Annotated in this window: 21 protein-coding genes; 10 read left to right on the plus strand and 11 right to left on the minus strand. The window is 57.7% G+C overall.

Features of this window, described 5'->3' with window-relative positions:
- Nucleotides 1-4: 4 nt before the first annotated feature.
- Complete coding sequence (gene nagB, locus IEN85_RS17470; protein WP_191618394.1) at nt 5-1,906, minus strand: glucosamine-6-phosphate deaminase; 1,902 nt, start codon at nt 1,904-1,906, stop codon at nt 5-7.
- A gap of 118 nt (nt 1,907-2,024) precedes the next feature.
- Here nagB and IEN85_RS17475 point away from each other — a divergent pair, with 118 nt between their 5' ends.
- Complete coding sequence (locus IEN85_RS17475; RefSeq protein WP_191618395.1) at nt 2,025-2,939, plus strand: helix-turn-helix transcriptional regulator; 915 nt, start codon at nt 2,025-2,027, stop codon at nt 2,937-2,939.
- 54 nt (nt 2,940-2,993) lie between these two features.
- On the opposite strand, the gene IEN85_RS17480 is transcribed toward IEN85_RS17475, so the two are convergent.
- From IEN85_RS17480 to IEN85_RS17510, 7 genes are all read right to left on the minus strand, one after another.
- Nucleotides 2,994-4,355 (minus strand): tetratricopeptide repeat protein, encoded by a 1,362-nt coding sequence (locus IEN85_RS17480; protein ID WP_191618396.1) that lies wholly within the window; start codon nt 4,353-4,355, stop codon nt 2,994-2,996.
- Between the two features lie 24 nt (nt 4,356-4,379).
- Entirely contained in the window at nt 4,380-5,045 is a 666-nt protein-coding gene (locus IEN85_RS17485; protein ID WP_191618397.1) for an energy transducer TonB, read from the minus strand.
- Between the two features lie 13 nt (nt 5,046-5,058).
- Nucleotides 5,059-5,460 carry an ExbD/TolR family protein gene (locus IEN85_RS17490; RefSeq protein ID WP_224772701.1) on the minus strand — a complete coding sequence of 134 codons (402 nt, stop codon included), beginning with the start codon at nt 5,458-5,460 and terminating at the stop codon, nt 5,059-5,061.
- A 6-nt stretch (nt 5,461-5,466) separates the two neighbouring features.
- On the minus strand, nt 5,467-6,075 hold the full coding sequence (locus IEN85_RS17495; protein ID WP_191618398.1) for a MotA/TolQ/ExbB proton channel family protein: 609 nt from the start codon (nt 6,073-6,075) through the stop codon (nt 5,467-5,469).
- A gap of 26 nt (nt 6,076-6,101) precedes the next feature.
- Nucleotides 6,102-7,490, minus strand: a complete 1,389-nt coding sequence (locus tag IEN85_RS17500) for a MotA/TolQ/ExbB proton channel family protein (protein ID WP_191618399.1) — start codon at nt 7,488-7,490, stop codon at nt 6,102-6,104.
- Nucleotides 7,491-7,503: 13 nt separating this feature from the next.
- A complete protein-coding gene (locus IEN85_RS17505; protein WP_191618400.1) occupies nt 7,504-8,271 on the minus strand; it encodes a DUF3450 family protein in 768 nt (255 codons plus the stop codon).
- 506 nt (nt 8,272-8,777) lie between these two features.
- Nucleotides 8,778-9,206 carry an RNA recognition motif domain-containing protein gene (locus tag IEN85_RS17510; RefSeq protein ID WP_191618401.1) on the minus strand — a complete coding sequence of 143 codons (429 nt, stop codon included), beginning with the start codon at nt 9,204-9,206 and terminating at the stop codon, nt 8,778-8,780.
- Nucleotides 9,207-9,687: 481 nt separating this feature from the next.
- Between IEN85_RS17510 and IEN85_RS17515 the strand changes: the two genes are divergently transcribed.
- The 8 genes from IEN85_RS17515 to IEN85_RS17550 all read left to right on the plus strand — a co-directional run bounded on the left by IEN85_RS17515 (nt 9,688) and on the right by IEN85_RS17550 (nt 18,607).
- Nucleotides 9,688-10,962, plus strand: coding sequence for a porin family protein (locus IEN85_RS17515; protein WP_191618402.1), 1,275 nt, complete (start codon nt 9,688-9,690; stop codon nt 10,960-10,962).
- An 81-nt stretch (nt 10,963-11,043) separates the two neighbouring features.
- Entirely contained in the window at nt 11,044-11,583 is a 540-nt protein-coding gene (locus tag IEN85_RS17520) for an FMN-binding protein (protein ID WP_191618403.1), read from the plus strand.
- The gene (locus tag IEN85_RS17525; RefSeq protein ID WP_191618404.1) at nt 11,580-12,371 is read left to right on the plus strand and encodes a PepSY-associated TM helix domain-containing protein; all 792 of its coding nucleotides are present in this window, start codon (nt 11,580-11,582) and stop codon (nt 12,369-12,371) included. The genes IEN85_RS17520 and IEN85_RS17525 overlap by 4 nt, the downstream gene beginning before the upstream one ends.
- Nucleotides 12,372-12,375: 4 nt before the next feature.
- Nucleotides 12,376-13,320 (plus strand): FAD:protein FMN transferase, encoded by a 945-nt coding sequence (locus IEN85_RS17530; RefSeq protein WP_191618405.1) that lies wholly within the window; start codon nt 12,376-12,378, stop codon nt 13,318-13,320.
- Between the two features lie 141 nt (nt 13,321-13,461).
- The gene (locus IEN85_RS17535; protein ID WP_191618406.1) at nt 13,462-14,421 is read left to right on the plus strand and encodes a calcium/sodium antiporter; all 960 of its coding nucleotides are present in this window, start codon (nt 13,462-13,464) and stop codon (nt 14,419-14,421) included.
- Nucleotides 14,422-14,861: 440 nt separating this feature from the next.
- The gene (locus tag IEN85_RS17540) at nt 14,862-15,611 is read left to right on the plus strand and encodes an ATP-binding cassette domain-containing protein (RefSeq protein WP_191618407.1); all 750 of its coding nucleotides are present in this window, start codon (nt 14,862-14,864) and stop codon (nt 15,609-15,611) included.
- 88 nt (nt 15,612-15,699) lie between these two features.
- The gene (locus IEN85_RS17545; protein WP_191618408.1) at nt 15,700-16,893 is read left to right on the plus strand and encodes an ABC transporter permease; all 1,194 of its coding nucleotides are present in this window, start codon (nt 15,700-15,702) and stop codon (nt 16,891-16,893) included.
- 220 nt (nt 16,894-17,113) lie between these two features.
- Nucleotides 17,114-18,607, plus strand: a complete 1,494-nt coding sequence (locus tag IEN85_RS17550; RefSeq protein WP_191618409.1) for a pyruvate carboxylase subunit B — start codon at nt 17,114-17,116, stop codon at nt 18,605-18,607.
- A 238-nt stretch (nt 18,608-18,845) separates the two neighbouring features.
- Here IEN85_RS17550 and IEN85_RS17555 read toward each other — a convergent pair whose 3' ends face one another.
- Nucleotides 18,846-19,217 (minus strand): DUF6768 family protein, encoded by a 372-nt coding sequence (locus tag IEN85_RS17555; protein ID WP_191618410.1) that lies wholly within the window; start codon nt 19,215-19,217, stop codon nt 18,846-18,848.
- A complete protein-coding gene (locus tag IEN85_RS17560) occupies nt 19,214-19,765 on the minus strand; it encodes an RNA polymerase sigma factor (RefSeq protein WP_191618411.1) in 552 nt (183 codons plus the stop codon). The genes IEN85_RS17555 and IEN85_RS17560 overlap by 4 nt, the downstream gene beginning before the upstream one ends.
- A 140-nt stretch (nt 19,766-19,905) precedes the next feature.
- On the opposite strand from IEN85_RS17560, the gene IEN85_RS17565 reads away from it, so the two are divergent.
- Complete coding sequence (locus IEN85_RS17565) at nt 19,906-20,607, plus strand: GDSL-type esterase/lipase family protein (protein ID WP_191618412.1); 702 nt, start codon at nt 19,906-19,908, stop codon at nt 20,605-20,607.
- A gap of 221 nt (nt 20,608-20,828) precedes the next feature.
- On the opposite strand, the gene IEN85_RS17570 is transcribed toward IEN85_RS17565, so the two are convergent.
- Nucleotides 20,829-22,319 (minus strand): glutamate synthase subunit beta, encoded by a 1,491-nt coding sequence (locus IEN85_RS17570; RefSeq protein ID WP_191618413.1) that lies wholly within the window; start codon nt 22,317-22,319, stop codon nt 20,829-20,831.
- Between the last annotated feature and the right edge of the window lie 38 nt (nt 22,320-22,357).

Consider the following 22,357-nt stretch of genomic DNA (forward strand, 5'->3'; position numbering starts at 1 on the left):
AGAACTACTTGCTTGCGCCTTTCACCGTGCTCCAGCGAACAAAACATTCGATCGCCTCGTATTCCGCGAGTCCCAGCTTGTCGTAGAGAACCGCCGTGCCTCGATTTCTTTCAACGGCCTGCTCCCACGCCTCGCTTTGGTCCGCATTCATGGAAGGCAGTTGGCTGCGTTGGGAGCGGTGCTGGTAGATCGCTTGAGCTTTGGCCTTAACCTCGTCCGGACTGCAAGGAACTGCCATCTCTACTTGATGAATATCCCATTCTCGGCCATCGCTTCGATACAACCAAACATAACAATCCTTGTACCAAGGTTCCGAAGAAAAGCTCCGTATCGCGTTCTCGAATACTGAGAAGCTCTTGGCCTGCACCGAACTGGGATCCGCAGCCTCTCCAGTTACGAAGATTTGATGCGGCTTGATTTCGTCAATCAACCTAGACATGGCAGCCACATCCTCCTCCCCGACTTCAAAACGGCGGTAGCGTCCCTTTTCGTAAAAAGGCAAATCCAAAAATCGGATACAGCTTTTCGACAAGCCGCACATTTCTAGGGACGCTCTAGCCTCGTTGCGCCGCAGGTAGGACTTGAAAGTACGAAGCCTTGGAGAATCTTCCGAAAAGGCGCCTTTTTCCTCCAGTTCCCGCAATACGTCCGATGCAATTGCGGAATCCCCCGCCTCCAGCATCAAGTCCGCAGCCCAATTCGCTTCCTCGTCCGGCACTCCTAAACTACCCGAAGTCAGGTAAGCAACCGTGACCTCGTGACCATGAGCAACCAAGCGACTCAGCGTCGCCGCCATCGCCAGCACGTCATCCTGCGGCTCCGGACTCAGTACCAACACACGCTTGCGAGCGGGCAAAGCTCGCTCGGGCCGGTAGGTGTCGTCCGCGTCCGGCTTGCCGCCCGGCCATCCCGTGATGGTGTGCTGCACCTCGTTGAAAACGCGAATGTTCAATCCATAGGCCGGCCCCTGCTCCGTAACCAGCTCCGAAAGACCGTTCTCCTGATAGTCCTTGTCGACGAGCTTGAGCAAGGGCTTGCCCAGCTTGAGCGAAAGGTGCGTCACCGATTCCCTCGCTAGCTCGGGCGTCCATTCCGGAAAGCCGACCAGCCACGGGTACTTGTTGCGAGTCAACTCCGACGCCGAAGCTGTATCCAATATAAAATACGCATTGCTGTGGGCCTGCAGGAAGCTGGCCGGCAGGCTCTCGACCGGAGCGTCTTCCACCGCTGCCTTGATCACCTCTGCTTTGGAGCGTCCCCAAGCGAGCAGGTACACTTTCCGAGCATCCATGATGGTCCCTACCCCCATGGTCACGGCGTAGCGCGGCACATTGTGCTCACCTTGGAAATCGCGGGCAGCATCCAAGCGGGTCAAGCGGTCTAAGGTCACCAAGCGCGTCCTCGAGTGCGGTCCAGAACCGGGTTCGTTGAATCCAATGTGGCCGGTTCGCCCAATGCCCAGAATCTGCACGTCGATGCCTCCGCAGGCCTCGATCTTCTCCTCGTACGCTTGGCATGCCTCGAATACCTCCTCGCGAGCGACCGCGCCCTGAGGGATATTGATCTGCGCCTCCGGCATGTCGATATGGTCAAACAACTGCTCGCGCATGAAGCGGTGGTAGCTCTCTGGATGGCGGCTCTCGATTCCAAAATACTCGTCTAGGTTGAAGCTGGTCACATTCGCAAAGCTCAGCCCCTCTTCCCGATGCATCCTCACTAACTCCCGATAGAGAGGCACTGGAGTCGAACCCGTCGCCAGACCGAGCACAAAAGACTTCCCCTCCGCTTGCCGCGCTCGAATCGCCTCCGCGATTTCCTTCGCCACCTCGCACACCGCGAGGCTCGCGTCTTCGAAGACCTTGGTAGGGATCCTTTCGTACAATTCCTGTCCGCTTGGTTCACTCATATAAATCAGGGGTAGAGTTGGGATGAGGGCGAAATGAGGTAAGCTGTCTAAAAGGATAACACCTAGAACGGTGGCAAATATTTGCAAATTTGATCTATCCTTTGATATTTCCGATCACATGCAGACCCCATACTCCCAAGCCGCCTCCCAACTGGCCGCACTTCGGATGCAAGCGCCGGACGACTATTTCCACGGCGTGAAAGCCCGCAACCTCTGCTACGTCGACAACATCGTGCTCTTCCACCGCACCCGCAAGCGAGAGCTGCAGCGTCGCACCTTCGAAAGCCGGCCGCACCACCGCTTCGTCCTCATCGCCTGCTTCGAGACGGAGGGAGCGATCAACGTCGACGGGCGCGTCTTCCACCTGCACCCTGGCGACGCCTTCCTCGTGAAGCCCTACCAGTTCCACTTCTACATGGAGGTGCAAAACGAGCGCATGAACTGGCTCTTCCTCACTTTCGAGACCCGAAACCCGAAACCTTTCGAAGTTTTTGCCAACACCCCCATACCGCTCAGCCAAGCCCTCTGCCAAGACGCCGTCGACATCGCCACACGCTACACCCAAAGGGAAACGCTCGACGAGGTCAGCCTCGACATGACAACCTTTGCCGCCTCCAGCCTCCTGAACAAGCTACGCGCCTACTCGCTCAACCGTTCCCGCAAGCTGATCGCTTCCCCGAAGTATCCAACAGCTGGCTACGAACTCGTGGAAAAGATAAACACCTTCCTAGAGATGCAATCGGAGGAAAGCACGAGCATCACGCAAATCGCCACCGCTCTCTCGCTCTCGGAAAGCCACCTGCGCAAACGCTTCAAAACGCTGACCGGGGTCAGCCTCGGCAGCTACCTCGTCCACTACAAGCTCAACCGAGCCGTCAAGCTGCTCGTTCACTCCGACGACTCCCTCACCCAAATCGCACTGGATTGCGGATACGAATCCTTGGCTGCCTTCAGCCGCAGCTTCAAGAAGCAGCTGGGGATCTCGCCCTCACGCTACCGAACCAGCGAGCGTTTCGACAGGTTAAAAAAATAGGCGCCCCCGCAAACAAGAGACGCCTGATAGATCGTGAAAAACGGAACGAATCGATCAGCTGCGCGAAGCGGCTTCTTCGACCGCTCGCAAATAGTCGGCTACGTTCGATTCGTAGTTCAAGTCTAGGGACCGACGCAGTTTCTTGGCCGCTTCCGCGTAGTCCTTTTGCTCCACGAGCATTTGACCGTACTGCAAAAACGCTTGAGCCGAAACCGCTTCGATGTTTTCCGCTCGCTGGTACAGGAAAGCGGCCTCCTCGTAGTCCTTGTTCTTCCAGGAGTGCTTCGCAAGCAGTACGATCGCCCTACCGTTCATGGGGTTCGCCTCAATGATCTCTTCAAGCGTTCTCGCCGCCGCATCGCTGTCGTTCGAGCCCAGCTCGATCTCTGCCTTCAGGTTGAGCAGCGACAAGCGTTGCTCTTCGTCGAGATCGGCACCGAAGCCCTCCATGGCGATACGATTGAGTCGCAAAGCCTCTTCCCAAGCTTGGTTGTCAATGAAGGCCGATATCGCTCGATTGAAGCTCTTGAAACGGCTCGTCTTGTTCTGGGTCGCCTCAAGCGCATCCCGGTAGGCGTCGATGGCGAGGTCAAACATGCTCCGGTTGGCGTAGATGTCCGCGAGCAAGAACAAGCTGTTTTCGTCGCCCTTCCCGAGGCGGCGGGAAATCTCCAAGTTGGCGAGAGCCGCTTCGATACGGTCCTGGGCCAGGGCAATGTTCGCTTGATGCAAGTAAAGTTCGTGGTTCGAGGAATCCTTGGTTATCAGCTCCGAAACCAATCCGGCTGCTTCGCCATAGGAACCCAATTCCATCAAGCAACGAATCTTTCCCAGCTTCCAGTCTTTCGATGCCGGCTGGAAGGCAAGGGCTAGGCTGTAAGCGTTCAAGGCGGAGGAATAGTTGCCTTGGTTCAAATAGCTGTATCCAAGCAATCCGTACGACAAGCCGTCCGCTCCACCAAGCTCCATCCCCTTGATGATAGTTTCGGTCCCCTTCTCGAGTTCTCCGCTTTGCACGTAGGCGATCCCCAGATTCTTATAGGCTCGCATGAAGTTGGGAAACTTCTTGATCGCAGTTTCGTAGCTGGAAACAGCTTTGTCCATCTGCCCCAACTGCATGCGAATCGTTCCTAACATGAAGTCAAGAGCGGCGCTCGACTCGCTAGTGACACGCTCTTCCAGTAAGATCGCGCCCTGCTCCAGATTCGCTTCAAGCACCACAATCAAAGTTTTGAAAAACTGTCCCTCCTCGTCGTTCAAGCGCGGCTCGAGTTCACTGTGCGTACCATAGCTACCCATCACACGGTCCTTGAACTCAGGATTCGACCAGAAGTTTTCGCTCAGAGGATAGGTCTGGGCAGAGAGGGAAGCAGAAGCGAGGAAAAGGGCCCCTAGTAAGCTTGTTGAAAGTTTCATCGTATTGTATCCAGTTTCTATGTACTAAAGCGCTAAAGTAAAAGTCGTGCGGCTCCGCATGCGAACGGCCACACCGTCCTTCTTCGGAACGGTATACCTCAAGGACTCGAAGTACTCAGTCGCCGTGTCGGACGCGATCTCATGGCTGATCCGTTCGATTCGCTGAACTTCGACGCGACCTTCCGTGTCGATCTCGTAGAGGATCGTAACCGTGATGTCGCCCTTGACGCGACCCATCAGATTTCGAGGCGGCGACCACTGCGGTTGACGCACCAACCGAGGCTTCTCGTCGAGCTCAGCCATGCTGAAGGTTTGGATCTCATCCAGAGCGTTGGTATCGACATCGAAAGAGCCCATACCGAAAGCAGCCCCCAAGGCATTCCCAGTTCCGGGATTCATCGCGAGCTGCAGCTGGCTCAAGCTCAAAGGCTTGGGTTGGCTTTGCAACTCGGGCGACGGTTGCTCGACCTTTTCCTCCGGAGGAGGTGGCGGTTCGGGTGGCGGAGGAGGAGGCGGTGGCAAAGCAACGTCGACCGTTCGCACCGTTCTTCGCTCCTTGACGCTCAGCAAGTGCTGCGTGAAGGGAAGAACGAAAACAAAGACAGCCACCAGCAACACCGAGTAGACGAAGATCCGGGCAAAACGGGCCGGACCTCGCTTGACGCCTTTCGATTGGTAATGATCGTTCATTACAGAGACGCTTTTAGTCCTCGGTAGAGAGGCTTACGGAAATCGCCCCCGCCAACTTGGCTTCATCGATCACCCTCACCAGCGTATCCGTAATCGACTTACGATCCGCCTGGATAATGACTGGCATCTTTTCCTTCTGGTAGAGGCGACGAATGATAGGTCGAACTCCGCTCACGCCAACATCCTTGCCACCGTAGACAACGTTTCCGTTCTCCGTAATCGCGATCAAGATGCTATTCTTTTCCAGATCGGAAGCGGAGGCCGCCTGAGGCTTGTTTACTTCCACACCGGTCTCTTCCACGAAGACCGTGGTTACGATGAAGAAGATCAACAAAATGAAAACCATGTCGATCAGAGGAGACATGTTGATCTCCTCAGTGCTCTTCTTCTCGGCGAACATTCGTCTGTTTTTCATCTCCTACTAAATCTCCCAATTCGCTTGCCGCGCCTTTCGCGCGATGGTGGCTTCGATACGCGTGATCAGCGTATCCAAAGCGTTCTGACGCTTTTCGATAAGCATCATCAAAATATATCCTGGAATCGCTATAACGAGCCCCAGCTGCGTCGTGATCAGAGCCTCCGAAATACCGTCGGCGACCATGTTCACGGTTTGCCCGCCAGAGCTGATGGCAAGGCCCTTGAAAGTGCTAAGCATTCCAATCACCGTACCCAACAAGCCGGTCAATGGAGCCGCGCTCACGAAAACAGCAAGCATCGTACGGCGACGGTCGATTCGGGCAATGTGCTCGTTTCGCATCTCGCTGAACCGGTTTATTACATCTCGCTGGTCGGGCAAAGCGGCTTTGCCGTATTCGATCATACTCTGGATCTCACCACCCGCATGGCTGGGCGTATTAACCCAATCCTCGATCGTCCGATCGCTGGCTGGCTTGCCTCTAAGCTCGTTGAGGTAGACAACGATCTCCATGCCCGTGAAAAAGATGAGCAACGCTAATCCAACCAGCGGATACATTAGCGTTCCGCCCGCGTTCCAAATAGGCAAGAAGCTCTCCTGGAAAAAATCCGTCATACTTGGGTACCTCTTGTTCGGTTCGCCTATTTGCGACTCGGTAGTCCGTTCACGAATACAACGGCCAACTTTTCCATATTTGCCATAATCGACTGCGCCTTGCGGTTCAGCATGGCGTGAGCAACCAGCGATGGAATGGCCACCACAAGTCCGAGCTCGGTAGTGATCAAGGCTTCGGAGATACCTCCAGAGAGCGAGCTGGCGTCTCCGGTACCGAAGAGCGTGATCATCTTGAAAGTGTTGATCATGCCGGTCACCGTTCCCAAGAGACCCAAGAGCGGAGCAACCGCTGCGGTGATCGCGATGACTGACAAGAAACGCTCCACCTTGGGCTGCGCTTCGAGCATCTTCTCGTACATCACTTCTTCCACGAGCTCCTTCTCCTGGTCGCTGCACTTGACGGCTTCCTCGATCATCGGACCAAATTCCCAAGGAAGCGAGCGGGCCTCCTCCAAGGCGGCCTCCTTCTCTCCGGAACGTACCTTCCGTACAATGGAGCCGAGGTGGGACGCGTTTGGCTGCTTGATCGTGTAAATGGCAACCATCTTGTAGATCGCCAGCAAGGCCGCCAGCAGAGCGAAGATGATGATCGGCCAGACCCAAAGCCCACCCTTGAGAACGTGTTCTGCAACGCTCTCCTTCGCCCCCTCGATCGCCAATGCGGCCCCCAAGGTAACGTCCAGCTCCATGGCTCCTTGCGAGCTGGCCGCAATCTGAGCGACGCTACTGGAGAATTCGGGAGAGAGCTCCGTCGCATTGGGGACCGATACTTGATGCGACTCGATAATTCCGCCTTCGGTACCCGAATCGCTCGCGAAAACGCTTACCGGTCCCAGTTCCACAAACTTGCCCGACTGCAAATTCCCCGCCGCATCGATGGCTTGGCCCGCGTAGACCGCTCCTCCGAGCCGCTCCTTGATGCGGTCGATTCCGAGCTGTACCGCATCCACCTGGGAAGCGAACTTATCCTTCTCGGAAACGTCCGCAGACTCTAGGGACTCACGGATCGACTCCATCCGCGCTTCGTGGACCTGCTGCTCCGCAGCGGTCATCTGTGTCTGCAGTTCTTGCAAGAACTGACTCATGAGACCGCCAAGGTATTCGTTTTCATCCTGGATCGCTTGAACGCGACCTTCCAAAGCTTCCAAACCGATAGTGCGAGTGTCCTGCGCCCGCTGGGCCCGCTCAAGCGTCGCACCCAATCCGCGCGTCTGCAGCTTCAGTTCGTTGATCCGACGCGAGAGCGGAACGCTTTCTTCGCGGATCTCCTTGCGGACCTCGCTGAGTCGAGCCAGCGAGGCTTCGAGATCCTTGCGAGCACCGTCATTTACGGACTGCAAATCCGATTGAGCGAGAGCTCCAACTGAAAGCAAAGACGCAACGGCGAACGTTGCCCATTTCTTGTAAGTCTTCATTATCGTACGGTAGTTATTTTATTACTACAGGAAGCTTAACGAACTCTGCTTGCTTCCCCTTTTCATACATGGAAATCATGCTGAGGATGGAGGGCCCGTACTCCGGAGCCTCTTGCCACTTCCAACCTTCTTGCGTCGGATATCCGTATCCCGCCTTCTCGCCGCTGGCGTCCGAATAGTACGCAATCGAAAAACCAAAGTACAAAGTGTTCACCTGCTTGCTGGGACCATCCGCAAACTCGCGAGTCTCCGTTTCCAAGCTGATGACGTTGTCGAACTTGTTCGCTTGGCTGAGAATCCCTACGACATTTCTGAGACGCACCGATAGCGAGAGCTGAGAGGGTTTTCCCTTCTCCGGAATCTGGCGAATCAAAGGCTTGATGCTGTCGACGTAGTTGGCGGGTAAATACGGAATCAACTCCCGAATCCCATCTTCCAACGATTCCAGGTTTTCGCGAACAACGGCTGAAGCCTCTTCCAGAGACTCTTTGCGAGCTGCAATCTCTTCGCGACGCTTGTCAGCCTCAGTCGCAGACTCCTTTGCCTTTTCGATCTTCTCCGAGAGGCCTTCCTTTTCGGACTCGAGCATGCGAGCTAGGTCTTCGAGAACGGCCTTGTCCGCCTTCCAATCGTTGAGCTCCTTGGAAATGAGACTCTCCGTTTCCGCCCATTGGGTAACAGTAGCCTTCGCCTCTTCGTAGAGTGCGTTCTCAGGCGCCGCTCCAGCCGACAAAGTGCTCACCGACACACCTATGATTGCTGCAAATTTAATGTGTTTCATATTTTGAATACAAATAGTTCGCAACGCTACTGACACATTCGAATTCACCAGCCCGTTGGAAGCGCAGTGATCCTGCAGCAAAAATCGAAAGGTCAACGGCTGAACCCTAGCGTCACGCAATCGTGACCGTTTCGGCGCAGAGCCCTGTCATTCGAAGCCCTCCTGTAACACAACTACAGAGAATACCGAACGATCGCCAGCGATACGAAACGGTTACACGCCAAGTCCGCGAGCCGAACGCCAGCCACCCAAGGCAATACTCGGACACAAGCTTCATCACATTTTGCGGGGAGACGCTCACGAGCGTGGGGCTGACGCTCGTCATGGATCTTGAGCGAAGCCGAAAGGCGCCACGCCGTAATGCAGGATATTAGAGCGGAGATTTTAGGCACGTCGCGAGGGACGGCCCTGAAGGTAAACTGCAATCCCACTGCTCTTAGCGATGAACAAAAAAAAAGACCTGCTCGAATCGAGCAGGTCTCCAAAAGATTAATACGGCCAGTGGCTTAGTAACCGTCTTGATAACCACCGCCACGGCGATCTCCGCCGCCACGACGATCGTTTCCACGGTAGCCGCCACCTCCGCCGCGACGATCTCCGCCGCCACTGCCGCCACGGTAACCACCACCGCCGCCGCCACGTGGACGGTCACCGCCACGGAAGCCACCGCCTCCGCCGCGAGGGGCGCGTGGAGCGCGTGGGGTCGCTTCGCGGACGGAAAGTTCACGTCCGTCGAGCTCTTGCCCGTTCAATCCAGCGATTGCTGCTTGGCCTTCTTCGGCATTGTCCATTGTGATGAACCCAAAACCACGGGAGCGACCGGTTTCGCGGTCAGTGATGATTTTGAGCTGTGAGACCGCGCCGAATTGCTCGAACGCGTCTTGCAGGTCTCCTTCCGATAGCCCGAAGGAGATGTTTCCTACGTATATTTCCATTTATCTGATATTTTGAGCGTCGTATTGAGAATAGGCAGTTTCAAACAGCGACGCTACAACCGGAAAACACCTCGAACCATCAAAAGATGGTCTAACTAAAACGAAGCTAAACAGGCAGCAGAAAATCTGCAAACAAGCGAGCTGAAAAGATGAAGCCCCAAAAACGGTTTCACACCGTTTCACCCCCGTAACAAAACGGGACAGCCACCGCACGCTCCGGAGCCACTTAAAGACGAGCGATTCCCGCTTCCGCAATTCAAAGCAATCCCCCGACCGCCCGATTTCCCCATTCGTCGCCCCCGCCAGCTTCGACTGAGCTACCTCCCTCCCCGCCGCCTGCCCAAGCCGAGACTTTCTCTCACTGAACGCTTGACTCGCTATTGAGACACAGTTTCATCCCGACTCCTGACGACTTGTTGATACTGAGTTTCAAGAACGATTCGAAACGGAGTGTTCGCAGGACCTTTTAACTGACAAAGCCATGACCAAGAACCAGAATTGGAAACGCCTCGCAGCTGCAGGCATCGCTAGCCTCACCGTTTTCGGCAGCTCCCTCGCCGCCCAAGACGAGCTCCCCTCTCGCGAAGAGATGTGGGCGATCATCCAAAAGCAGCAGGAGCAGATCAACGCCCTGCTCGAACGCGTCGACACGACCGAGACCAAGCTGGTCGAGACGGAGCAAGAGATCGAGGTTACCGCCGGCAAGGTGGAAACCACTGCCAGCTTCGTAGAGGGCTACGTTTCCTCCGGCGCTGCATCCGGCGGCAGCGCCTCGGCTGCGGAACGCACCCACCTCGGCGGCTACGGCGAGCTTCACTACAATTTCGGCAAGGCCGACTCCGCCGACTTCCACCGCTGGGTCCTCTTCCTCGACCACGCGTTCAATGACGACATTCGCTTCGTTTCCGAGGTGGAACTGGAGCACTCCATCGCAGGCGACGGCCAACCGGGCGAAATCGAGCTCGAGCAAGCCTACGTCGAGTTCGACCTCAACGACACCGACACCGCCAAGGCAGGAATCTTCCTCGTCCCGGTAGGCATCCTCAACGAGACCCACGAGCCCGCGACCTTCTACGGCGTCGAGCGCAACAACGTTGAGAAGAACATCATCCCTACCACCTGGTGGGAAGGTGGCGTCGCCTACCGCCACACCAACGACTCTGGTTGGGCTTTCGACGCGGCGGCCCACACCGGCCTCTTCGCTCCAACCTCCGGCAGCAAGGCTTTCAACATTCGCAGCGGCCGCCAAAAGGTCGGCTCCGCAGAAGCCTCCGACGGCGCCATCACCACTCGCGCCACCTACTCCGGCACTCCCGGCCTGCAAGTCGGATTCTCCGCCCAGTACCAGACTGACATCGCCCAAGGCACTCTGGCAGAGTCCATCGACGCGACACTGGTTTCCGCTCACGCCGACTACCAACGCGGCGGCTTCGGACTTCGCGCCCTCTACGCTCGCTGGGATCTCGGCGGCGCCGCTCCGGGAATCAACGGAGCGGACGAGCAATTCGGCTACTACATCGAACCGTCCTACCGCTTCGCAACGGAAGCAGGCGACGTCGGCTTCTTCGCTCGCTACAGCGTATACGACAACTACGCCGGCAGCGCCTCCAACACGGAAGACGCCTTCTTCGATATCGGCATGAACTACTGGCCCATCGAGAACGTAGTCTTCAAGTGGGACGTGCAGTTCACCGACTACGCGAACTCCGCCAAGGACGAGGAAATCATCAACATCGGAGTTGGCTACCACTTCTAAGATTTTCGGTAAACACTAGAACAGAAAGCCGAAGGGGATTGCGCCCCTTCGGCTTTTCCGGTCAAAAAGCACACCAATTCCATGAACTTGAATACGCCAAGATTGACCAGCCTCGCCCTCGCCGCCGCGATGGCTTTCGCGTATTCGACTTTTGGCGACACTCCGGACGAGGAAGTTTACCTCGCCCCCGAGAGCTTCGTGGCGGAATCATTCGACGGCGCCTCGCCTAAACCTTCCGTCCTCTGGATCACCAACGAACTCAAGCCCGACATACAAAAGATACTCGGGCACGACTACCCCGCCCTGCGGGTTCGCTACTGGAAAGACAAAGAGCGCACCGCCTGGATCCTCGAAGAGATCGGCAAGGTCAAGCCCATCACCGTCGGTATCGTGGTAGAGGACGGTCGGATCACTCGCTTGAAGGTCCTCATCTACCGCGAGAGCCACGGCTGGGAAGTGAAGCACAGCTTCTTCACCAACCAATTCACCGATGCGGAGCTCACAGAAAAGCTTCGACTCAACAAGAACATCGACGGAATTTCAGGCGCAACCCTGTCCGTCAACGCCCTTAAGCGACTCGGACGGCTCGCCCTGTTCCTGCATCAGCAAGCCCTTCGATGAGTAAAACGCTCCCCAAACAAAAAAAGCGACGCGGTCCCGGACGGGCCTTGCTCCGCCTTCACCGTCGGGTAGGCGTAGCCCTCTCGGCCATCTTCATCCTAATCTGCGTCACCGGCATCCTGCTCAACCATAGCGACGACCTCGACTTCCAAAGCCGCACCGTGGAAGCCGACTGGATCTACGATTGGTACGGTCTCCAGCCCGCCGGAGAGGTCATTCACTACTCGCTCGGCCAGCACAGCCTGGCCTCGCTCGACGGGCAGCTCTTCCTCGATAAAAGGAGCCTCGGCCACTTTCCGCCCCCTATCGGAGCAGCTCCTCTCGAAAACCTGATCGCGGTCGCCTTTCCGAAAAGCATGCTTCTCCTCACGAGAGAGGGGGAAATCATAGAAACGATCCCCCCGGCCTCCCTGCCCGGCGATACCATTTCCCAAATCGTCACCGACGACCAGCGTACCCTGATTATCGATACGGACGCTGGTCCCTACCGGTCCGACGAGTCGATCATCGACTGGTCCCCTATCGCTGAACCCAACCGTAAACTCGAAACCATTGCCGCGAGCCCGGCACCAGACGAACTCACCCAACACCTGCTCCGCGCCTTCCGCGGGGAAGGCATAACTTGGGGACGCGTGCTGCTCGACATCCACACAGGCCGCTTCTTCGGCAGCGCTGGAAAATGGATTGCCGACCTAAGCGGCATCGCCCTCATCCTGCTCACCCTCACCGGCGTTTTCTATACCATGAGGTACCTGAAGAAGGCCCGCGAACGTTCCTTGTCCCGATAACGCCATGACACCTACCCGCCGCCGCTTCATCAAGATCGCCGCCGTTCAATCCGCTGCCCTTGCCGCAGCCAGCCAAGCGAGCGTGTTCGGTACGGCCCATTCGAAAGCCCTGCACCCTTGGAGAGGGATCGTACTCGGAGCCGAGGCCAGCATCCAGCTGAATTGCGACAGCGAAAAGAGAGCCAAACGAGTCCTCAAGACCTGCGTATCCGAAATCCAACGACTGGAAACGATCTTCAGCCTCTACGACGAACGCTCCAGCCTATCCCAGCTCAATAAAGAGAAACGACTCAAGCAAGCCCCTGCCGAACTTCTCGAGCTCCTTCGATTCGCCCAAGAATTCGGAGCCCAGAGCCAAGGCATCTTCGACGTTACCATCCAACCCGTAATTCAGGCCTATCGCGAGCACTTCGCCCGCCACGACTCCGGCCTTCCCGCTAACCTTTCTCAAGCGCTCAAGTCGGTCGACTACCGCAAGATCCGTATCACAGCCGACACCATAGAAATCCCGGCTACCGTATCCATCACGCTGAACGGCGTCGCCCAAGGATACATTACAGATAAGATAGCGGCCTTGCTGCGAGAGGAAGGCTTCGGCCACACCCTTATCGACCTCGGAGAAAAACGCGCCTTGGATTCTCATCCAAGCGGCCGCAACTGGCAGCTCGGACTCGCGAACGGTTTCGGCATACACGACGTGGCAGAGCTCAACAATCAAGCGCTGTCCTCATCCGGCGGATACGGAACGACTTTCGACAAAAGCGGACAGCACCATCACTTGATCGACCCCCGCAACGGCCTTTCGGCCAACCACCACGCTTCCGTTCACGTGCTTGCGAGCGACGCAACCCTCGCCGACGCGCTGTCCACCGCCCTCGCTACCTGCAGCCGAGAGGAGGCTAAGCAGCTGGAGGCCAAGTTCCCAGCAGCGACCGTATTCAGGTCCTGAAGGCGGAACGCCCTCTTATCTGTTAGGTAAAAAACACTTCGAGCCCGGCTCGATTCGCTGCAGCCTGACTCTTGGCTAACCCGTAAAGCGATTCAAAGAATCCTTGAACCGGCACCGCGCTTTGCACACTCACTCCTACTGATGCTACTTCCTATCCTTGCACTCGTAATCGGCCTCGTCGCCCTCATTTGGAGCGCCGACCGCTTCATTGACGGAGCCTCCGGCGTGGCAGGACACTTCGGCATGCCGCCCCTCCTCATCGGCATCCTCATCGTCGGCTTCGGCACCTCCGCCCCCGAACTCATCGTCTCCGCCATCGCCGCCGCCCAAAACAATCCCGGGCTCGCTCTCGGCAACGCCTTCGGCTCCAACATCGCCAACATCGCCCTCATTCTCGGAATCACCACCCTGGTGGTGCCCATCACCGTACGCTCCAGCATCCTGAAGAAGGAGCTGCCCATCCTTTCCGCCGCCACCGTGCTCGTCGGCTACCTCGTCTGGAACCTCGATATCTCCCGCCTCGACGGGATCGTCATGCTGATCGTCTTTGCCGCCATCATGGCATGGACCACCTACGAGGGCATGAAGGGAGAGAGCGACATCCTGGCCGAAGAATTCACCGAAGAGCTGCAAAGCAAGAAAACCTCGCTCGGCATGTCCTTCTTTTGGTTGTTCCTTGGACTGGCCATCCTTCTGGCCAGCTCGCGCTCCATGGTCTGGGGCGCCGTCGAAATAGCCACCTTGCTCGGGGTGAGCGATCTCGTGATCGGATTGACCATCGTCGCCGTCGGCACCTCCCTCCCAGAGCTTGCCTCCTCCATCGCCGCTGCCCGCAAAGGGGAACACGACATCGTGATCGGCAACATAATCGGCTCCAACATGTTCAACACCCTCGCGGTCGTGGGGATTGCCGCCGTGATCAGCCCTTTCGAAACCGTTTCCGAGGTCCTCAGCCGCGACTTGCCCAGCGTCGCCGGCCTCACCCTTGCCCTGTTCCTGATTTGTTTCCGCAAAGGAGGCTCCGGCCGCGTCACTCGACTCGAGGGTGGCCTGCTCGTCATCGCCTTCGCCGCCTACAACAGCTGGGTCTTCCTCAGCTAATGAGGATTGCTCCGGCAGCGACCTCGGTCGCTGAAGCCCTATCGCGCCACTCCCGGATACCAAGAAGCGAGGCCGCTAAAGCAGCCTCGCCTCGCAGAATCCATCTTTTGTAGGAACAATATCTACGTTACAAAAATCCCGAATCCAACAAGCGGGCCTCTAAACAACGGCTTCCAACGCCAAGCCTTTAGGCAATTCCGCCGAAGGCATGGAGAAAAGCGCTCACGCCCCATGGCCGCTCACCTCATAGAAACGCCGTAGAGGAGCTCCACAGCGCGACCTGGCTCCCATTTCAGTTTTCGCCGAAAAACCGCACCATTTCCCCCCGCGGTCACCGATAGGTAACATTTAGCTGCTAAGTTCTGGGCAAAAACCATTTCCAAGCCTCATCCCATGCCTTTCACTAGCACCCTTCCTCACCTCTTCCAGCTCCCTCAGCCGTGATAGAAGCAAAAAAGCTCACCAAAACCTTCCGCGACCGAAAACGCGGACTCGTGCGGGCCGTCGACCGCGTATCCTTCACCTGCCAGCCGGGCCAGATCTTCGGATTGCTCGGAGCCAACGGCGCCGGCAAGACCACGACCCTGCGCATGCTGGGCACCCTCCTGGAGCCGACCCAAGGCTCGGCCACCGTCGCCGGCTTCGACGCCGTCAAACAGCCCGAAGACGTGCGCCGCTCCATCGGCTTCCTCTCCAACGGCACCGCTCTCTACGGCCGCCTCACCGCCCGCGAAATGCTCGAATACTTCGGTCGCCTCAACGGTATCGACGGCGCCGCCCTCAGAGTTCGGGTGAACGAGCTGATCGAGCAATTGGAAATCGGAGAATACCAGAACGGGCGCTGCGACAAGCTTTCCACCGGACAGAAGCAACGCGTCTCCATCGCCCGTTCCATTATCCACCGCCCGCCCGTCATGATCTTCGACGAGCCCACCACCGGCCTCGACGTCATGACCTCCCAAACCATCATGAGCTTCATCGAGCAGTGTCGCGACGAGGGGCTTACCGTCGTCTTCTCCACCCACATCATGAGCGAAGTGGAACGCCTCTGCGACCAAGTCGCCATCGTGCACCATGGCAAAATCGCCACCGAAGGCACCGTATCCGAAATCAAACAGCAAACCGGCGAACAGGTCCTCGAAAACGCCTTCCTTAAAATCGCCCACCAACTCGACGACGCCCAAAGGTAGCCCCCGCAAGAGGGTAGCGTCCGCTAGTCCAGCGCTCCCCATCCAACGCGATCCCAACAGCCTTCACCCTCCACATTTCATAACTCGAATGTCCCTCACCAAAGTCATTTTCCTCAAGGAGCTCCGCGAAACCCTGCGCGACAAGCGGGTCATCCTCGGCGTCATCGTCTCCCCCCTGCTGCTCACCCCCGCCCTCATGGGAGCCGTCATGTTCTTCGGCAGCAAAAAGGCAGTGGAAAAACAAAACGCCACCCTGGAGGTCGGCATCTACCAAGAAGCGGAGTTCCCCGAACTCACCGATGCCATCGAAGCGAACGAAACCATTGAAGTCACCCGATTCGATAGCCGCGAAAGCGCGATCGCAGCTATCCAATCCTTCGAAACCCGAGCCGTCGTCGTCATTCCCCAAAACGCCCGCGAAGTCTTCCAGAGCCACGGCACCGCCCCCATAGAAATCCTCTACGACCAAGCCAACGAAAACTCCAGCAACGCCAACGGCCGCCTGCGAGGCATCCTCAACGACTTCAACGCGGAGCAAATCAAGGCCCGCCTCGATTCCGCCCAACTTGAAGAAAGCTTCATCAAGCCCACTCACGTCACCTCCACCAACATCGCCGAGGACACTGCCGTTTCCGGCTTCGTGCTCTCCATCTTCCTGCCCTACATCGTCATCATGGGAGCCGCCTTCGGAGGCCTCAACACCGCCTTCGACCTTTGCGCCGGCGAAAAGGAACGCGGCACCATGGAGACCTTGCTCGTCTCCCCCGCCTCCCGCAGCGACATCGTGCGCGGGAAGCTCTATACCATCTTCGTAGTCAGCCTCCTCTCCGCCATCTGTTCCATTCTCGGCATCGTGGCCGCCATCAGTTTCGGCCAGCAAATCGTCACCAGCCTCTTCGGCGAAGCCTTCTCAATCTCTTACCTCAACCTCGCAGCACTCGTGGCCATCGTCGTCCCGCTGGCCCTGCTCAGCTCCGCCGCCCTCCTGCTGGTCTCCACCTTCGCCCGCAACCCCAAGGAAGCCCAAGCCTACATCTTCCCCTTCATCGTCATCTTCCTCTTTCCCGCCGCCCTCTCCTTCGTCTTCGACGCGGAAAGCCCCCTCTACGTCGGCTTCATCCCCGTACTGAATATCGCCCTCTCCATGAAGCAGCTTCTCAGCGACGCCTTCAACCTGCCATTCTTCAGCGTTACCCTCGGCAGCTCCCTCGCCTACGCCTGGATCTCCATCCGCCTCGTCGCCTCCTTCTTCCAACGCGAAACCATTCTCTTCCGCTCGTAGCGCCGAGCTTTAGCCGGCGACCGCACTGCAAGAAGGCCAGAATTCCACCCCTCTGCGATCTCGAGCGAAGCGGGCGGTTTCCAACGCTCATGCTTTTAATAAGCCTACCTTATTCTGACATTTCTTAGAATAAGAATTTGCAATTACACTCTTAGAGCTTACGCTTCTCCACGCTTAAACAATTTCTAATCGAAAGCGTTTCCGAAGACCCCCAGCAGCCATGAGCAAACCAGTCATATTCAACAACACCGTCCTGCGCGACGGGCACCAATCCCTCGCGGCCACCCGCATGCGCACCGAGCAAATGCTCCCCGCCCTCGAAGTCCTCGACGGCCTAGGCTTCGGCTGCCTCGAAACCTGGGGCGGAGCCACCATCGACGCCGGACTTCGCTTCCTCAAAGAGTTCCCCTTCGACCGGCTCGACGCCATCCGCTCCCGCACCAAGTCCAAGCACATGATGCTGCTGCGCGGGCAAAACATCGTCCAGTACGCCCACTTCCCCGACGACATCGTGGAAACCTTCATCAAGACGTCCGCCAAGCACGGCATGGACATCTTCCGCATCTTCGACGCCCTCAACGACCCGCGCAACATGGGCACCGCCATCAAGGCAGCCAAGGCCGCCGGCAAGGAAGCCCAAGGCGTCATCTGCTACACGACCTCACCCGTTCACAACACCGAAGCCTTCGTCAAGCTGGGCCAAGAGCTCGAAGAAGCCGGCTGCGCCTCCCTTTGCTTAAAGGACATGGCCGGACTCGTACCGCCGCAGCAAGCCTACGACATCATCAAGGGACTCAAGGACCGCGTCAAAATCCCCGTCGTCCTGCACACCCACGACACCGCCGGACTGGGAGCCACCACTTACTACGCCGGCGTCGAAGCCGGAGTCGACTACATCGACACCTCCATTATCCCCTTCGCCAACGGTACTGGCCAACCGGATACAGCCCGCATGCTCTCCCTGCTGGAAAACCACCCGCGCTGCCCCAAGTACGACCTCGACGCCCTTCAGTTCCTGCGAGAACACTTCACCAAGGTCTACGAGGAGCTCAAGGACTTCACCAGTTTCTCCAACGAGCGCGTCGACTCGGACGCTCTCAAGTACCAGGTCCCCGGTGGCATGCTCTCCAACTTCCGCAACCAGCTCAAAGAGCAGAAGATGGAAGACAAGTTCGAGGACGTCTTCAAAGAAATCCCCGTCGTGCGCAAGGCCCTCGGCTGGATCCCGCTCGTCACCCCCACTTCCCAAATCGTGGGCGTGCAAGCCATGCTCAACGTCAAGTTCGGCCGCTGGAAGAACTTCTCTCCCCAAGCCACCGACATCGCCCTCGGCTACTACGGCCGCACCCCCGCGCCCGTCGATCCCGAGGTACAGAAGATCGCCGCCCAAAAGTCCGGCAAAGACCCCATCACCGTTCGCCCCGCCGACCTCAAGGACCCCGGCATGGACGCATTGAGAAAAGCCCTGGCAGCCAAGAACCTACCCACCGACGACGAGCACTGCGTCATCCAAGCCATGTTCCCGCAAGAGCTCGACGCGTATTACAAAAGCAAGGACAAGCCCACCGCTACCGCGGCTTCGCAAGCGGCTGCGGCCTCCCCTGCAGCACCCGCTCCTCAAAAACGCGAAACTATCGAACTCAGCGCATCCGCCCGCCGCTACAACATCGCGGTCGAAGGCAAGAAGTACAGCGTCGCCGTCGAAGAAATGTAATCATTTTTCCAATACACCTCCCCAAGGCCCGCTCGCGAGCGGGCCTTTTTGTAAGGTCATCCGCAAATGCAGTGAAATTGCTCCTGCAGCACGGACGACACGGAGGTCGTCCCTCCATTTTTACTCGCTCAGGAGGGACCGGTGAACGTGTCGCTTCGCTCGGCACCACCCGGTCCGCAGTGCAAGAGCCTGCCAAAAGTATCATCACCAACTGACCCCTTATTATAGGGTCGGCGCTTTACCCCTGCCTCTCCGACCGTTTCTTCACCAACAGCAACTCTACCCGTTTCACTTCCCGCAAGACGCGATTCGTGTGCATCTCCATCCAGAAGAAAACCTTCAGGAAGGCGTTCAGCAAAATACCGATCAAGCACACCACCGCCCATAGGATCTGCGCTCGCGTATCTTCCGCCTCGAAGAAGCGCACCCCGCCCCAAAGGGCGATAGCAAAGCCGGCAAAGCCATAGCAAAGCCCCACCACATTCACCCAGCGACGCTTGCCGCGAAACGGCGCCACCGCCTCGGCCATCAAGCCCTGCTCCACGAAGAGCTCCTCGCCCTCGCGCGTACCGGCAAGAGCTTTCCTAATCTTTTCGTCCAAGTCATTCATTTCAGTGTCCTTTCAATTTCTCGTTTAAGTTTTTCGCGAAGAGCGAAGAGTCGCGACTTCACGGTGCCCGCAGGCAATTCAAGAGCTAAGCCAACCTCCTCGACGGTCAGTCCTGTCTCGTAAAACAAATGGATCAACAATCGAGAGTCCGTATCCAACTTTTGGATCGCCTCCGAAAGAGCCGCGGATTCCGCTGAATCCGCAGTTGGAGGATCCGCGGCGGAAGGCCGTTCTGCTTCCAACTTTCGACGCACCCATCGCTCGCTCTCCTGCTTGCGTATCCAATCCACGCTGCGGCGACGAGCGATCCTCAAAGCCCAGGCGCGAAAAGCCGAGGGATCTTCCACCCCCCGCAAAGCCTTGGCGATGGAGATCCATGTCTCCTGGGCGATCTCTTCCGCCGCTTGTCCGTCCCTAACCGCGAATCGGATCAAGCGGAAAAGATCCAACTTCCAAAGCTCGTAGAGTTCGGAAAAGGCTTCCTCCTCGCCTCCTTGGGCTTTGAGGACGAGCAACTCCGTCAATACCTGTTTCGCGTCTCGCTGCATGGTCCGTTGCCCTAAAAGTCGCAACAAACCCCTTTTAGGTTCGGAAAAAGTGTTCTAAGCCTGACTAAATAGTTTTGAAACGACAAACCGCCTCGCATGCGCAAGCCTTGCAGAGATCGATAACCCCAAGAACCAACCCTATGCTACGCATCCCTACCCTCGCTACAGCGATTCTCGCAGTTTCCACCCTCATAGCCCTGCCAAGCTGGAAGGCAACCGCGGAACCGCTCCCCTTCGCTAAAGAGATCGCCGCCTTCGAAACCCGCCGCCAGGAATCGCCGCCCGCCGACGGCTCCATCCTCTGCATCGGCAGCTCCTCCATGCGCATGTGGGCCGACCGCATGGATGCAGACCTCGCCCCGCTCTCCCTCGTGAAGCTCGGCTTCGGCGGCAGCAAGTTCAAGGACGCCATCGCTCACTTCGACTCCCTCGTCGCCCCTTACAATCCGCGAGCCATCCTGCTCTACGAAGGCGACAACGACATCAACAGCGGCATGACCCCCTTCGAAGTTGCCCGCGACTTCCTCACCTTCGCGACGAAGGTACACGAGCAAGATCCCGCCATCCGCATCTACGTCATCTCCATCAAGCCCAGCACCAAACGGGCGGGCGTGCTGGCCGACTCGCTCAAGGCCAACTCCATCATCGAGACCCTCTGCCTGCAGGACCCGCGCTTCGTCTTCGTAGACGTCATGACACCCCTGCTCGGCCCGCAAGGAGAGCTGATCGCCGACTACTACGTGGAAGACGGCGTACACCTCAACCAAGCCGGCTACGACGTCTGGGCTCGAGCCATCCGCAACGTGATCGTACCCTTGGAACGGGCACACGAGAAAGAGTAACGCGTAGGGCTGGCGCTCGCGCCACGCCGCAACTTCCAAATCCTGCAATGCGGCGCGTCGCAAGCGACGGCCCTACAAATAAAAGCTCCTGTGGGAAGCGACCTTGCGTCGCGATTTCCTGCCTGATCAATCGCGACGCAAGGTCGCTTCCCACAACCACAAAAAGCGTATCGAACAAATCGATACGCCTTTTGAAGTTTGTAAACCTTCGCGTTGCTCGCTTAGAGCGGGAGCGTGGTTTCGCCCATGAGGTGCATGTCCACCGCGCGTGCCGCGCCGCGACCTTCGTTGATCGCCCAAACGATGAGGCTCTGACCGCGACGGGCGTCACCCGCTGCGAAGATGCCGTCGACGCTGGTGGCGTACTTGCCGTAAGCTGCCTTGGCGTTGCTGCGCTCGTCGGTTTCGACGCCGAGCTGCTCGATGATGGTTTGCTCTGGTCCGAGGAAGCCCATGGCGAGAAGAGCGAGCTGAGCTGGCACTTCCTTTTCGCTACCGGGAACTTCAGCCGGGATGAAGCGTCCTTCTGGATTCTTCTTCCACTCGACTTCTACCGTCTTGAGAGCGCGGAGGTTGCCGTCTGCGTCACCGAGGAATTCCTTGGTCATGACCAAGTACTGGCGAGGATCTTCGCCTTGCTTGGCGATCGCTTCTTCTTGGCCGTAGTCGACCTTGAGCACGCGTGCGTACTGCGGCCACTCGTTGCCAGGAGCGCGTTCTTCGCTGGGGCGAGGCATGATTTCGAGCTGGATAACGCTCTCGCACTCGTGGCGTAGGGACGTACCCACACAGTCAGTACCGGTGTCACCGCCGCCGATGACGACGACGTTCTTGCCCTTGGCGGAAATGTAGTTGCCGTCGGCGTGCTTGGAATCGAGCAAGCTCTTGGTGTTTGCTCCGAGGAACTCCATGGCGAAGTGAACGCCCTTGAGCTCGCGGCCGGGAACGGGAAGGTCACGTGGCTTGGTGGCGCCCGTACAGATGACCACGGAATCGTAGTCGTCCTTCAGGCGAGTCGCGGTGATGTCCTTGCCGATCTCCACTCCGCAACGGAATTGGATACCTTCGTCTTCCAGCAACTTGATGCGGCGCAGGACCACGTCCTTCTCGAGCTTCATGTTCGGGATGCCGTACATGAGAAGTCCGCCCGGACGATCGGCACGCTCGTAAACGACAACCGTGTGACCCGCTTGGTTCAGCTGGTCAGCGCAAGCGAGGCCTGCAGGACCGGAACCAACTACGGCCACCTTCTTGCCTGTGCGCTTGGCTGGCGGCTTGGCTTCCACCCAACCCATTTCGAAAGCACGGTCGATAATGGAAACTTCGTGGTGCTTGATGGTGACCGGCTTCTGGTTGATGCCGAGCACGCACGAGCTTTCACACGGAGCCGGACAAACGCGGCCGGTGAACTCGGGGAAGTTGTTGGTCTTCATGAGACGCCCGAAAGCGTCCTTCCAACGGCCCTTGTACACCAAGTGATTCCACTCGGGGATCAGGTTGTTGACGGGGCAGCCAGCGATGCCGGTGAAGTGCTGCGAATCGCCTGCGTGGCAAAACGGTACACCGCAATCCATACAACGAGCAGCCTGGGCCTTGATCTCGTTTTCCGGCATTTCTTCGTGCACTTCGTTCCAGTCGCCGAGGCGAAGGATTGGGTCACGATCGGTCGCGTTCTGGCGGTCTTGTTCTAGAAATCCTGTAGGTTTTCCCATGGTCTGTATTCTCCTTCGGGTGTCTTGTTAGCTTCGGG

The sequence above is a fragment of the Pelagicoccus enzymogenes genome (genome assembly GCF_014803405.1).
GTDB lineage: Bacteria > Verrucomicrobiota > Verrucomicrobiia > Opitutales > Opitutaceae > Pelagicoccus > Pelagicoccus enzymogenes.